Raw genomic sequence first — 12,916 nt, 5'->3', positions numbered from 1 at the left:
TTCCAGAAACGAGTTTTTATAAATGCACTTTAACTTACTTCTATCAGGGCAACACTGCCGTCATCATTTAATTCTGCAGTGTGACCTTGAGGCTCTTCCATAAACTGTACCGCAACAAACACTACCGCAGCGCAGGCCGCAATTACCATAAAGAAGTTCGCCGTACTCACAAAAGACAACACGGTTAGAAATATTACTGCCCCAACATTACCGTAGGCGCCAGTCATACCTGCAATCTGCCCAGTCATACTGCGCTTAACGAGTGGCACAATGGCAAATACCGCACCTTCGCCAGCCTGCACAAAGAATGAGCAGCACATGGTGGCAACCACCGCCAAAGCTACCGGCCATGCAGAATCAATCTGACTCAACACCATGTAACCTACCGCCAAACCCGCAACTAAAATAGACAGTGATTTGCGACGGCCAAATTTATCCGACAAATAACCACCACCTGGGCGTGCCGCCAAGTTCATAAAGGCGAAACCAGACGCCAACATACCCGCCGCAACAGCGCTTAAAGTAAAGGTTTCCATAAAGAAGAGCGGCAACATAGACACCACTGCAAGCTCAGAGCCGAAGGTAACAAAATAAGCAACATTCAAAATGGCGACTTGTTTAAACTTGTACTGCTGCATAGGCGGCGTCGGCACATTGTTCAGCACATCGCTGTTTACCCGCAAAATCTGACTCACCTGCACTACAAATAGCACCACCAACACCACATACAGAGCGATAGAGGCAAACTCACTCAATAAACCTAAATTTACCGGTGACAACTTCCAGGTGAGTACCGCCAATGCCAAATACATAGGCACACACATGGCAATATAAAAAACGAGATCGCGCTTACTACTCACCACCAAACCACCAGATTTTTTCGGTTTAAAGTAGGTAGAACCCTTGGGAGTGTTGCGAGCGCGCCAGTAAAAGAAAAAGCCGTAAGCAAAAGCAAGCGCGCCCGTGGTAGCAATCGCATAGCGCCAACCGTTTTCTCCACCATAAAACAGTGCCAGAGTCGGCAAGCTCATTGCCGCCGCCGCTGAGCCAAAGTTACCCCAGCCACCATACACACCTTCTGCTAGGCCAACTTGGCGAGCGGGGAACCACTCACCAACCAGTCGAATACCAATAACGAAACCGGCACCAATAAAGCCCATTAAGAAGCGAAGCAGTGCAATCATCTCGTAGCTATTCGCCATCGCGAAGGCCACACACACCAAGCCGCCCGAAATTAACAATGCACTAAAGACGATACGCGGCCCAAAGCGGTCAACCAACATACCCACTATGACCCGCGCCGGAATTGTCAAAGCCACGTTCAATATCATCAGTGCTTTAACCTGTTGCGTGCTCAGATCAAAGGCTTCTTTAATTGCCGACAACATCGGCGCAAAGTTAAACCACACAACAAAAGTCAGAAAAAAGGCAAACCAACTAAGATGTAGTAATCGAATTTTATCTTGCTTGAGATCAAGCACATTCAAGGTTGAGGAAGACATCAACAGCTCCAATAGCAACGGAAAGGTTTCTAACAGCCCTTCAGCAATCCCTGTGCCAAGCAAGAAATTAGCCACCCAATCAATGACCTAAGATATTGTTTTAATTGAATTATTTTTATATCCGCAACACACGGCAAAGCAAAACGCACCAAAAAGCATCATAGAAACCCCTCCATCACTAGGATATTTGTGCACCGTTTTAATACACTGCGCCCCACCAAACCCCAAGCCACATCGAGTTTTTGCGCAAACCCCGCCCCAACAAAGCGCAACACAAACTATTTTTACTTAAAAATCAATACCTTAAATAATGAACCAAACAGTGGCACAGCTTTTGCTTTTACCACTACAGATAGTATCCACACCCGCTAAACTGCTGCGGTAAAGACCAAAGCATGCGCAAGTATTAAAGGATGTAAACATGACTGACAAACAACGCCTGCTTATCGTTGGTAACGGCCCTGTAGGCCATCAATTTATCGAATCTATTGTCGAGAGCGGTCAGTCTGATCAATTCGACATTACCGTGATTGGCGAAGAACCTCGTCACGCCTATGATCGGGTGCACCTAACCGCATGGTTCGAAACCCGCGAAGCAGCGTCATTGAACATGGTAAAAGAAGGCTTTTACCAAGATAACGGCATCACCGCGCTAAGCAACGAAAAAGTCGTTGGGATTGATCGCGACGCTAAAATCGCCACCACCGATAAAGGCCAACAGTACGCATACGACAAACTCATACTTTCTACCGGTTCATTTCCCTTTGTACCACCAGTGCCTGGCCATGACCGTAAAAACTGCTTTGTATACCGCACCATCGAAGACCTTGAGGCCATAACCGCAGCAGCGGCGAATGCCAAAGTCGGAGCCGTTGTCGGCGGTGGCCTACTCGGCCTTGAAGCAGCCAAGGCAATAAAGGATTTAGGTTTAAAAACCCACGTTATCGAATTTGCGCCTCGCCTGATGGCTGTACAGGTAGATGAAGGCGGCGGCGCACTTTTACGCCGTAAAATTGAAGATTTAGGGGTATCGGTACACACCCAGAAAAACACCCAGCAAATCATCGACGGTGAAGAGTGTGTTCATAAACTGCAATTTGCCGACGGTGCCGAACTAGAAACCGACATACTCGTATTCTCTGCAGGTATTCGCCCTCAAGATGCACTGGCCCGCCAATGCGAGCTTGAGGTTGGTGAGCGCGGCGGTATTGTAATTAATGACAGCTGCCAAACCTCTGACCCCGCAATTTATGCAATTGGTGAGTGCGCCCTATGGGGCGGCCGTATTTACGGCCTTATTGCACCGGGTTGGGACATGGCCCGAGTTGCCGCCGACCACGTATTAGGTGGCATTGAAGAAAAAGCCTTTACCGGTGCAGATATGAGCACCAAGCTCAAACTGATGGGCGTAGATGTTGCCTCGATTGGCGACGCCCATTCAACGACCCCAGGCGCAAAGTGCTACACCTTTATTGACGAGCAGGCCGAGGTCTACAAAAAAATCGTTGTCACCAATGACGGTCAGCACCTGCTGGGCGCAGTATTAATTGGTGAAGCTAATGACTACGGCACCCTGCTGCAATTTGCCCTGAACAAGATCACCCTGCCCGAACACCCAGAAAGTATGATTTTGCCAAGTTTGGATGGCAGCGCGGGTGCTGGTCTTGGTGTAGATGCACTGCCAGATGTTGCGCAAATTTGTTCTTGTAATAATGTGAGCAAGGGCGACCTTTGCGCTGCTGTTCAAGGCGGCGCCATGACCGTCGGCGACCTAAAAGCCTGCACCAAAGCAGCCACCACCTGCGGCGGTTGTACTGCATTGGTTGGCCAAGTGCTTAATGCCGAGCTGACTAAAATGGGCGTTGAGGTTAACACCGACCTCTGTGAACACTTTCCTTACACCCGCCAAGAGATCTACCACTTGGTGCGGGTTGGTAAAATTAAATCCTTTGACGAACTGCTTGAAAAACACGGCAGCGGTCACGGCTGTGAGATTTGTAAACCTACCGCCGCGTCGATTCTGGCCTCATGCTGGAACGATTACATACTCGAACCCAAGCACGCTGGATTACAAGACACCAACGACCGCTTCCTCGCCAATATGCAAAAGAACGGCACCTACTCAGTGGTGCCGCGCATGGCCGGCGGTGAAGTGACGCCTGACGGCTTAATTGCAGTTGGTCAAGTTGCCAAAAAGTACAATCTCTACACCAAAATCACCGGTGGTCAGCGGGTTGATTTATTCGGCGCCACCCTCGACCAACTGCCGCGTATATGGGAAGAGCTGATCAGCGCCGGCTTTGAATCTGGCCACGCCTACGGAAAATCCCTTCGTACTGTTAAGTCCTGTGTTGGCTCCACATGGTGCCGCTACGGTGTCCAAGACAGCGTTGGCAAAGCCATCGACCTAGAAAACCGATACAAAGGTTTGCGCTCACCGCACAAACTAAAAATGGCGGTATCTGGTTGTACCCGTGAATGCGCCGAGGCACAGAGCAAAGACGTGGGCGTTATCGCCACAGAAAAAGGCTGGAATCTGTATCTATGTGGCAACGGCGGCATGAAGCCACGCCATGCAGATCTATTTGCCTCAGATATCGACACCGAAACAATGGTCAAGTACATCGACCGCTTCCTGATGTTTTATGTGCGCACCGCAGACCGCCTACAGCGCACCTCCGTATGGATGGAAAACCTCGAAGGCGGCTTAGATTATCTGCGTAAAGTCATTATCGACGACTCACTAGGAATTTGCGCTGATCTTGAAGCTGAAATGGAACACGTAGTGAACACCTATCAGTGCGAATGGAAAACCACCGTCGAGAACCCAGAGAAAGTGAAGCAATTCCGCAGCTTTGTGAATGCCGACAAGAGCGACAAGGAAATTGTCTTCATCCAGGAGCGCGGTCAAATTCGCCCTGCAACCGAAGCGGAAAAAATCGCCGACACCGATTTAATCGCGGTTGCTTAAACGAGCTTAATATAGATGCCGGCCATATAGGTGGCCGGCCAGCACTGAACAGAAAGAGGATTACCCCATGTCGTGGACAACCATTTGCAAGCTCGATGACATATTGCCAAATACTGGCGTCGCCGCCTTAGTAGACGAAACCCAAGTAGCCATATTTCGCGTTAACGACACGGTATACGCCCTTGCAAATAAAGACCCCTTCAGCAATGCCAATGTCTTGTCGCGTGGCATTGTGTGCAGTATTCAAGGCACCTTGGTGGTCGCCTCACCTATTTATAAACAACACTTTAGTCTTGAAGCAGGTAAATGCCTGGAAGATGACAGCGTATCTATCGCCTCCTACGAGGCGCGCACCGAAGGCGATTCGGTACAGATCCGCATAAGCCATTAAACCAAATACAACGACGCGAAACGTCGGGTTTAACCCTAGTCTCCCCCTCGTCCGGCTACCACTTCGGTGGTGCCGGCTTTTTTAAACGCAAGCTTTGCTACAAGCACCTACTAATCTGCAGCCGTAAATAAGGGCAGCAAGCTCGCCACTATCCGAACAGATCTTTCCGCAACCTTTTCATTTAGAGCGGCACTGCCGTGTGCGACCACATTAAAACTATTGTGTAAGGCAGCCCCCAACAGCACGACTGCCAGCGCCTTGGCGTCTAGGCTTGACGCCAATATGCCATCGCTTTGAAGTTCGCGCAGACGGACGACAAGCAAGCCATGCATGGGATGGCGCTCGCCAGCCATGGCATTGTCTAAAAACTCCTCGCGCCCCCAAAGCGGTGCGGTCAGCGGAATAATGGCGCTATAAAATAGCTCGGCGTGTTCGTACACGCTTCGCAACCATGCACTCATATCACCTTGCAGCTCGGCATTAATTGCTAATTTTACCGCCTGCACTTCTGGTAAACGCTCCCCCACCAAGGCGTAAAGCAGCCCCGCTTTATCGCCAAAATTATTGAACACACTCGCTTCTGTCGTGCCCGCGCACACAGCAATATGCCGCGTGGTCATTGCTGCAATGCCATCACGCTGTAACAGGCTGTATGCCGCATCTAATATTTTTTCTCTTACTCTGGGTCTGGCCATGCCTGTATCCCTTGCTGTATCGGTTTTCGCATGGGCCGAAAATCGATGAAAAATCCGTTTAATTATCTCGTCGTATACATAGCCACCGCTAAAAGCTCGCGGGGCTCGCACACTAGGACTAACACTAAGCCATTTAGTGCAATGCGCTATGGTAAACCCTAACTCGCAATATACGACATAAGCACCAAAAAAGTGCCACACTTAATGCTATACCAAAATCTTAGCCGTCCAAAACAGAAGGTAAAACCTTATGTCTGCCGCCATCAACATAACAATAGACCGAAGACCGCCCCTACTCTGGGTAACAATTAACCGCCCCGCAGTTCGCAATGCCGTCGACGGCAAAACGGCCCACGCATTGGCCAAGGCCTTCAGCGATTTCGACGCCGACCCAGAGCTCGCCGTCGCCATTTTAAGCGGTGCAGAACACAATTTTTGCGCGGGCGCAGACTTAAAAGCGGTTGCCAGCGAAGACCCCGAGCGCCGCAACCCCTTAAACCGCGACGGTATCGGGCCTATGGGCCCAAGCCGAATGGAATTAAGCAAGCCCGTTATTGCCGCCATCGACGGCTACTGCGTTGCCGGAGGCTTAGAGCTGGCTCTGTGGTGCGATATGCGCGTAGCGACCGACCGCGCCATCTTCGGGGTATTCTGCCGTCGCTTTGGCGTGCCACTTATCGACGGTGGCACCGTGCGCCTGCCCCGCCTTATCGGCATGAGCCGGGCAATGGATATGATTCTCACCGGCCGCCCTGTTGAGGCCTCAGAGGCATTTGCTATCGGCTTGGCAAATCGTCTAGTACCGCCAGAACAACTTCATAGTAGCGCCGAAGCACTAGCACTGCAGATTGCCGCTCAGCCACGACAATGCCTGCGCAACGACCGCCGCAGCGCCTACCAGCAATGGGGAATGGATGAAGCGGCGGCCATTCGCAATGAGTTCAACTGGGGAATGGAGACCTTATCCAGCGGCGAAACCGTCACTGGTGCCAAGCGCTTTGAGCAAGGCGCTGGCCGTCATGGCAGGAGTGAACATCAAGACACATAGCAGCCAGCTAAAACAACGCAGGGGAACGAAACCCACCTCCGCCCTTCTAAACATTGGCGCTAGCAAACCGAGATTGCCGGTGAAAACGACATAAATTAGGTGAATGGATGCCATTTATATTTCAACACTCAGCACGGCCTTCACGCTCCAGCGGAGTATTTCAATTGCCCGTACACGTATTGCTGCGCGCTATATTCTTACTGGCAATACTCAGCAATAGCGGCTGTGCGGCAAGCCAAGACAGCGAATCCAACCACGCAACTAGCAGTGCAGACAACACCCTTAGCGAAGACGAAATCACCGTTGTCAGCTACGAGGAGAGCGAATATAAAGACCCGTTAATGGGCTTTAATCGCGCCATGTTTGCATTTAATGATTTTAGCTATCGCTACGTCCTGATTCCCGTTGCTAAAACCTATAACTACATCGCGCCGCAGCCGGTGCGAACGGGGGTGAGCAATGTCTTTGCCAATATCAAGGCGCCTATTCACATCATCAATCACCTGCTGCAATGGGAGCCGAGCAAGGCCGGCACAACAACAGCGCGCTTTCTGATAAATACCACCGTTGGCATCGCCGGTATTTTTGACCCCGCCAGCGCATGGTTTGATTTACAAAAAAATGAAACAGGATTTTCTGACACCTTGGCAGATTACGGCAGCGGCTACGGTAGCTATTTAGTATTGCCATTCATCGGCCCCTCCGACCTTCGCAGCGGCACCGGCGTGGTCGCAGACTATTTTTTAAACCCCATCCCCTATATTACCGAGCAACCCGACACCACCCTTATTATGGCTGCAGACGCCGCGCAGGGCTTTGCACCTAAAGCTGAAAGCTACGAAACCCTACGCGCAAAAAGCGATGATCCCTATTTATTTTTTCGCAATATGTATTTGCAGGGTTTGCTGCGAGACCAGCAATTCAAAACCGACGAAGCAAAAGCCAATACCACAGAAAAATAACTGGGACCCAAGCCATGCTAGACGCCCTATTTTCACGTCACAAATTAATACTGCTGGTTTTTGCGCTAGTCGTCGGTTTTTTTGCATGGCATAGCCGCAGCTTTGAAATAAATGCCTCTGCCGACACACTCATATCAGAAGACAATCGCGATTTCATTGAAAGCCAAAAAGTGAACCAAAAATTCTCGCCTGAGGAATTTTTGATTATTGCCTATAGCCCCAAAGACGGAGATATATTCTCAAAGCAAAGCCTGCAAAACATCGCTGAAATTAGCGCCAAAATACAGAAGATTAACCGTGTTAAATCTGTTCGTTCGGTAATGAATGTCCCGCTATTATCCAAAGCTGGGCAGGGTCTTAGCGCGGACATGGATCCGAATGACTTTACCCAAAGTAAACTACAGCTACCAGCCGCAGAACTGCGCAGTCTCTTCAAAGATCACCCAATTTATGACGGCCTGCTAATCAATCACGAACAGACCGCTACCGGCATTCAAATACTATTCAAAACCAATATTATTTTACAAAATCTCGACGCAGACATTCTCGCCATTCAAGCTAAGCGTTTAGAGGGCCCGCTATCAAAAGAAGATAAAGCCGAACTCAAACGCCTGAAAGCCAAAGCTGCGCCATTAGAAAAAGCTCTAAGGGAGACTCGCAATCAAGAAATTGAAAGCCTGCGCAGCATCATAAAAGACTATAGCGATGAGGCAGACCTTTACCTCGGCGGAGTACATGTACTCGGCTATCAACTTATTAATATTATTCAAAACGATTTAAGTATATTTGGAAGCGCGATCGCGCTAGTCATTTGCTTACTTGTGTTTGCGGTGTTTCGGCGCTTTAGCTGGGTATTTATCACCGTGGTTTGCTGCGCGAGTAATTTGCTTATCACTGTCGGCGCCTTCGGTCTCCTCGGCTTAAAGGCCACGGTCATTTCATCTAACTTTATATCGCTTCAGCTTATACTCAGCCTCGCCATCGTCATTCACCTCATTGTCCAATACCGAGAGGATGCCGAAGCCAATCCGGATCTTGAGCAGCGAGACTTAGTACTACGCGCCTTAAAAAACAAAATAGCACCCTGCTTCTTCGCGGGCTTCACCACCTCCCTAGGTTTTGCATCCTTGCTACTCAGCAAAATTGAGCCCGTGATGGCTTTCGGCTGGATGATGATTGTAGCGATGACCGTCACTATTCTATGCACACTACTGTTGTTTCCGGCCTTGCTGCTGTTATTCCCACGGGGCAAGAACAGTCACGAGAATTCCATTCTTTTAAAACCCGTTGGCGCCCTGCAGAACGGCTGCATTAAGCACGGTTCCGCCACTATCATTATTAGCATTTTATTTTTTGCTGCCAGCGTATTTGGCTCACTACAGCTAGATGTTGAGAATAGCTTTATCAACTACTTTAGCGATGACACCGAAGTTCACAAAGAACTCAGCTTTATCGACAAGGAATTCGGCGGCTCAACACCGCTGGATATTATTTACACCCCACCAGAAGAACCCAGACCAGACAAGAATCTAGTACTGCGCGCCAAAGACGTTCAAAACGTGCAGCGCATTCAAAAAGCGCTAGGGGAATTTGAGGCAATGGGCACCCGCCTGTCCGTACTCAATTTCACCCAACTCGCCAAGCAAATTAACAATAACAAGCCCTTAACCGAGTACGAATTAACCGCCATTTATTGGACCTTGGACAAGAGCATTCGCGAAGATTTACTTAATAGCTTCTTTATCGAACCACCTGCGCAACTGCGAATAAGCGCAAGAATAAAAGACAGCACCGAAAATTTAGACCGCGGTGCCATGCTCGCCGATATTCATAAAAAAATTCAGGCCTTGGGGATTTCTGCCGACAGCTACCAGCTAAGCAATTTATTTGTGCTCTATCAGGCCATGCTAGAACAGCTATTTACCTCGCAAATACTTACCTTAGGCGCGGTCTTTATTGCCCTAGGTATCGCTTTTTGCGTAATTTTCCGATCACTTAAAATTGCCGCCATTGCCATTGTTCCCAATATTATTTCTGCGATAGCCGTATTGGGTTTTATGGGCTGGCTGAGAATTCCGCTAGATTTTATGACGATGACGATTGCCGCCATTGCGATGGGGATTGCGGTAGACGACACCATCCACTACACCCACCGCTACTTACAGGAACTCAAAAACAATAGCGCAGAAAAGGCAATTGAACGCAGCCACCACAGCGTGGGCTACGCACTAATTTACACCTCCGTCATTATTGCGATTGGCTTTGCCCTGCTCGGCTTCTCTGATTTTGTGCCCAGCGTTTTATTTGGTCTGCTGACGGGCTTGGCGATCATTATTGCGCTCGTAGCCGACCTCACGCTGCTACCTGTGTTGCTACACAAATTTGTACGGGGCAGTATTCACGACCATGCAGTCACGCAGGATGAAATGAGCAAGTAGTTTACGTGAAGCACAAGTAACGGCGCGGGCAGCCGTGCCGCTTTTCGTCGTCGGCCTGCCTTGCCTGTTATGGGTGTTTTGGCAGAATATACCAATATTTGGTACAGGAGCCTTCCCATGGCTAGAAATACCAGCATTACGCTTGGCCACCACTTTGATGAATTCATTGCTGCCCAGCTTAAAAATGGCCGCTATGGCTCCGCGAGCGAAGTGGTGCGAGCAGGATTGCGCTTGCTTGAAGAGACTGAGAGTAAACTTGAAAGATTGCGGCGCCTCTTGGATGAGGGCGAGCAAAGTGGGATAGCTGAGTATTCGCTTGAAAGCGTTATTGCCGAACTGGACAACGAAGCTCACTAATGCCTCCACTCCCGCTCACCTCCGCGGATCGAAAAGATATCATTGATATTGGCCGCTTTACCACTGAGAAGTGAGGAAAGCGTCAGCGCGACAAATACCTCAAGCAACTTGATGATGCTTTTAGGCTCCTATCTCGACAGCCGGAGATTGGCCGCGATGCGGAAGACATAAAACCGGGATACAAAAAGTTTAGCCAAGGCAGTCATATCATCTTTTACCGAGCTAGCACAGAATCCAAGATTGTCGTGATCCGCATTCTCCACAACAGTATGGACGTGGAACGGCACCTCTAAAACCCATAACGCCCGGTTTAGGGACGGCTGGAGCGTAGCGTAAGCCGTCCCAGCCGCACGTTTTCTGTGCGGCGAACTACAACCGCTTGTTATGTTTTGGTTTAGTACTACGAAGATATAGGACTGCTTTTATGCTTTTTAAGCAGTGCTTTACCGTACTAAATACAAGTTTAATTTCTTCTTTGAACGGTATAAGACCCCAGATATACATCACGATGTCATATGCCAAAATAATGCTTCTATTAACTATCCCTCGTTTAACAGCACGTTTGCGTATTTGATATTGTTCTTCTTCGCATGGCTGCCGGTGGATATATTTTTTACCTTCAAATTCACCGAGATCGACTTGATGGGTTACTTGCGGCTTACCGCAGTAGGGGCAGTTAGCAGCCCAATCACCATCAAAGTTTGTATATTCGATGTCCATTTCTCACTCAGAGCTTAAAAAACATAACGAGGCTGTAGATTTTCTGATTTAGCAGAACGCATGATTCCTCGCGCCTCAAAATCTTGCTTATTTTCGGATTTCTTCACAACGCTTCCTGCTCCTTTGGATTTCTATCAGCCGCTTCGTTTTGTTCTGAGGCACCACTTTGAGCTGTAAATGGCCCTTGTTCCGCCTAATATAACCCGATTCGACCATAGCGGGAGAGCTTCTCAATATTGTGGACTAAACAATACAACTGCCACTGTCCTTGAACCTTGTCTTTGCCCCTCAGCGAGAAGCGGTTCAAGCCTTTGTTGGTACCGATGTTACCAAATACTGGCTCCACTACAGACATCCGGTGACTGTAGATCAGTTTGCCCTTGGCACTGTCGACCCGCTTTTTCATCCAGTCTGTCGCCGTCTTGCCACTATCAATAGTGAAGGCCACTTGGCGACCGTGGCCATGCCGTGTATCGGCTGATGCTGGGTTGCGCATGCAGTCAGTCTTAATTGGGCAATGGCGACAGTCGGTGAGCCTGCCCTCAAAGCTGAGCTTGAGTTTGCCGCCGGTGGTAGTGCCTTCGCTGTGCAGCCACATCTCTTTTCCTGTCGGGCAATGGCAGGTTTTCTTTGTAATATTGAGAGTAAACTCGCTGGCCGGAATGACTGACTTCTGGCCTTTCACTGTGTCCCGATGGCGCTTCCCGTACTTGGCTTTCTGATCTTTGAATTTTGGATCACGCTGACGGAATTGATTGTCGGGGATGTAGGCGTTAATCCGGTTCTTCTTCAGGAATTCGTTATTGGCTTCATTCGCAAAGCCAGTGTCAGCGGTGATGACCAAGCCTTTTCCGTAGATGGAGGCATTGATGTTTAAGCGCTCGAAGCGGTTCTCGACTCTGCCTAGAACAGGCTTGAGTGTATGGTGCTCCTGACCTTCGCCAAAGGCTTGGGCATCCACAATGATCTGGTGCTTTTTATCTACGGTGGCTACTCCGTTATAGCCTTGGATCGTGCCTTTGCTGGTCAGCATTTTGGCGGATTGGTTGTCGGTGATATTACTTTTTACTTCCTTTGGCCGTTGTCCTTGCCCCATCCTTGGGGCTGCTGTCTTTAGGAAATCGTTGATTTTCTTATACTGCTTGAACAGGGTATTGGCGGCCTGCTCGGCCCGTTGCTGGCGCACCTTCTCGTTGGGTTTACGTGCATCCAGGCGCTGATGCTCTTTGATGTGGTGCTGAATCTGTTTGCGGAGTTTGGCGGATTTCTGTGCGAGTTCGTCAAAAGTACCTGAGTGCTCTTTCGCCGCATTGGACGACATTTTGCACCCGTCGATGGCAAGCAACTCCAAACCCAGCAAGCCTTGCTGGTCACAGACCAGCAGAACCTCCTCAAACACCGCTTCAATGGCATCGGGGTAGTTGCTAACAAAACTGGCAATAAGCGTGAAGTGGGGTACCGAATCGCAGGACAGCGCCTTAAAGATAATATTGTGCTCGCACTGCCACTGGATTTCCCGACTGGAAGTGATCCCCTTGGAATAAGCAAAGAGGATAATCTTGAGCAGCACTGCCGGGTCGTAGGCCTTGCGACCACCTTCGTCATTGTTGTACTTGTCGTAGAAGACTGACAGATCGATATGATTTTCTATGAGATGGTGCAGCGTAAACTCGAAGGTACCAGGCTGAATTTGCTCGGCAAAATTGATCACAACCATCGCATCTTGGTTGTAGTTGTAAGGCTTGAACTTGGGCATGTCATCACTCCCTGATCAGATGCCTGATTTTAGCAAAAAACACTGGTTTTTAAGAGAAAATCTACAGCCTCAACGC

At 49.3% G+C, this 12,916-nt stretch carries 10 protein-coding genes and 1 pseudogene; 7 read left to right on the top strand and 4 right to left on the bottom strand.

Going from position 1 to position 12,916, the window contains the following annotated elements:
• Positions 1 to 29: 29 nt before the first annotated feature.
• Positions 30 to 1,502 carry a NarK family nitrate/nitrite MFS transporter gene (locus C0068_RS07535; protein ID WP_103683917.1) on the bottom strand — a complete coding sequence of 491 codons (1,473 nt, stop codon included), beginning with the start codon at positions 1,500 to 1,502 and terminating at the stop codon, positions 30 to 32.
• Positions 1,503 to 1,923: 421 nt separating this feature from the next.
• Here C0068_RS07535 and nirB point away from each other — a divergent pair, with 421 nt between their 5' ends.
• Both nirB and nirD read left to right on the top strand, forming a co-directional pair.
• A complete protein-coding gene (nirB, locus tag C0068_RS07525; RefSeq protein ID WP_103683881.1) occupies positions 1,924 to 4,473 on the top strand; it encodes a nitrite reductase large subunit NirB in 2,550 nt (849 codons plus the stop codon).
• 67 nt (positions 4,474 to 4,540) lie between these two features.
• Positions 4,541 to 4,864: a nitrite reductase small subunit NirD gene (gene nirD, locus C0068_RS07520; protein WP_103683880.1), complete on the top strand. Its 324-nt coding sequence runs from the start codon at positions 4,541 to 4,543 to the stop codon at positions 4,862 to 4,864.
• Positions 4,865 to 4,974: 110 nt separating this feature from the next.
• On the opposite strand, the gene C0068_RS07515 is transcribed toward nirD, so the two are convergent.
• Complete coding sequence (locus tag C0068_RS07515) at positions 4,975 to 5,559, bottom strand: TetR/AcrR family transcriptional regulator (RefSeq protein ID WP_103683879.1); 585 nt, start codon at positions 5,557 to 5,559, stop codon at positions 4,975 to 4,977.
• Between the two features lie 250 nt (positions 5,560 to 5,809).
• Here C0068_RS07515 and C0068_RS07510 point away from each other — a divergent pair, with 250 nt between their 5' ends.
• The 5 genes and pseudogenes from C0068_RS07510 to C0068_RS19650 all read left to right on the top strand — a co-directional run.
• A complete protein-coding gene (locus tag C0068_RS07510) occupies positions 5,810 to 6,607 on the top strand; it encodes a crotonase/enoyl-CoA hydratase family protein (RefSeq protein ID WP_103683878.1) in 798 nt (265 codons plus the stop codon).
• Between the two features lie 164 nt (positions 6,608 to 6,771).
• Complete coding sequence (locus C0068_RS07505) at positions 6,772 to 7,569, top strand: MlaA family lipoprotein (protein ID WP_233208769.1); 798 nt, start codon at positions 6,772 to 6,774, stop codon at positions 7,567 to 7,569.
• Between the two features lie 14 nt (positions 7,570 to 7,583).
• Complete coding sequence (locus tag C0068_RS07500) at positions 7,584 to 10,007, top strand: efflux RND transporter permease subunit (RefSeq protein ID WP_103683876.1); 2,424 nt, start codon at positions 7,584 to 7,586, stop codon at positions 10,005 to 10,007.
• Positions 10,008 to 10,124: 117 nt separating this feature from the next.
• The gene (locus C0068_RS07495) at positions 10,125 to 10,364 is read left to right on the top strand and encodes a type II toxin-antitoxin system ParD family antitoxin (RefSeq protein ID WP_103683875.1); all 240 of its coding nucleotides are present in this window, start codon (positions 10,125 to 10,127) and stop codon (positions 10,362 to 10,364) included.
• Between the two features lie 89 nt (positions 10,365 to 10,453).
• Positions 10,454 to 10,657, top strand: a pseudogene (locus tag C0068_RS19650) (type II toxin-antitoxin system RelE/ParE family toxin); the annotation flags it as partial.
• Between the two features lie 76 nt (positions 10,658 to 10,733).
• Here the strand turns inward: C0068_RS19650 and C0068_RS07485 are convergent.
• Together C0068_RS07485 and C0068_RS07480 are read right to left on the bottom strand one after the other, a co-directional pair.
• Entirely contained in the window at positions 10,734 to 11,084 is a 351-nt protein-coding gene (locus C0068_RS07485) for a hypothetical protein (RefSeq protein ID WP_103683874.1), read from the bottom strand.
• 193 nt (positions 11,085 to 11,277) lie between these two features.
• A complete protein-coding gene (locus C0068_RS07480; RefSeq protein WP_103682677.1) occupies positions 11,278 to 12,840 on the bottom strand; it encodes a transposase in 1,563 nt (520 codons plus the stop codon).
• Between the last annotated feature and the right edge of the window lie 76 nt (positions 12,841 to 12,916).

It is taken from the genome of Zhongshania marina (genome assembly GCF_002915595.1).
Classification (GTDB): Bacteria; Pseudomonadota; Gammaproteobacteria; order Pseudomonadales; family Spongiibacteraceae; genus Spongiibacter; species Spongiibacter marinus_B.
This window is presented reverse-complemented; position numbering and strand designations above follow the sequence as displayed.

Coding starts and splice junctions, on each gene's coding strand:
- nirD (WP_103683880.1), top strand. CDS start 4,541: ATGTCGTGGACAACCATTTGCAAGCTCGATGACATATTGCCAAATACT.
- C0068_RS07510 (WP_103683878.1), top strand. CDS start 5,810: ATGTCTGCCGCCATCAACATAACAATAGACCGAAGACCGCCCCTACTC.
- C0068_RS07485 (WP_103683874.1), bottom strand. CDS start 11,084: ATGGACATCGAATATACAAACTTTGATGGTGATTGGGCTGCTAACTGC.
- nirB (WP_103683881.1), top strand. CDS start 1,924: ATGACTGACAAACAACGCCTGCTTATCGTTGGTAACGGCCCTGTAGGC.
- C0068_RS07535 (WP_103683917.1), bottom strand. CDS start 1,502: ATGTCTTCCTCAACCTTGAATGTGCTTGATCTCAAGCAAGATAAAATT.
- C0068_RS07515 (WP_103683879.1), bottom strand. CDS start 5,559: ATGGCCAGACCCAGAGTAAGAGAAAAAATATTAGATGCGGCATACAGC.
- C0068_RS07495 (WP_103683875.1), top strand. CDS start 10,125: ATGGCTAGAAATACCAGCATTACGCTTGGCCACCACTTTGATGAATTC.
- C0068_RS07480 (WP_103682677.1), bottom strand. CDS start 12,840: ATGCCCAAGTTCAAGCCTTACAACTACAACCAAGATGCGATGGTTGTG.
- C0068_RS07500 (WP_103683876.1), top strand. CDS start 7,584: ATGCTAGACGCCCTATTTTCACGTCACAAATTAATACTGCTGGTTTTT.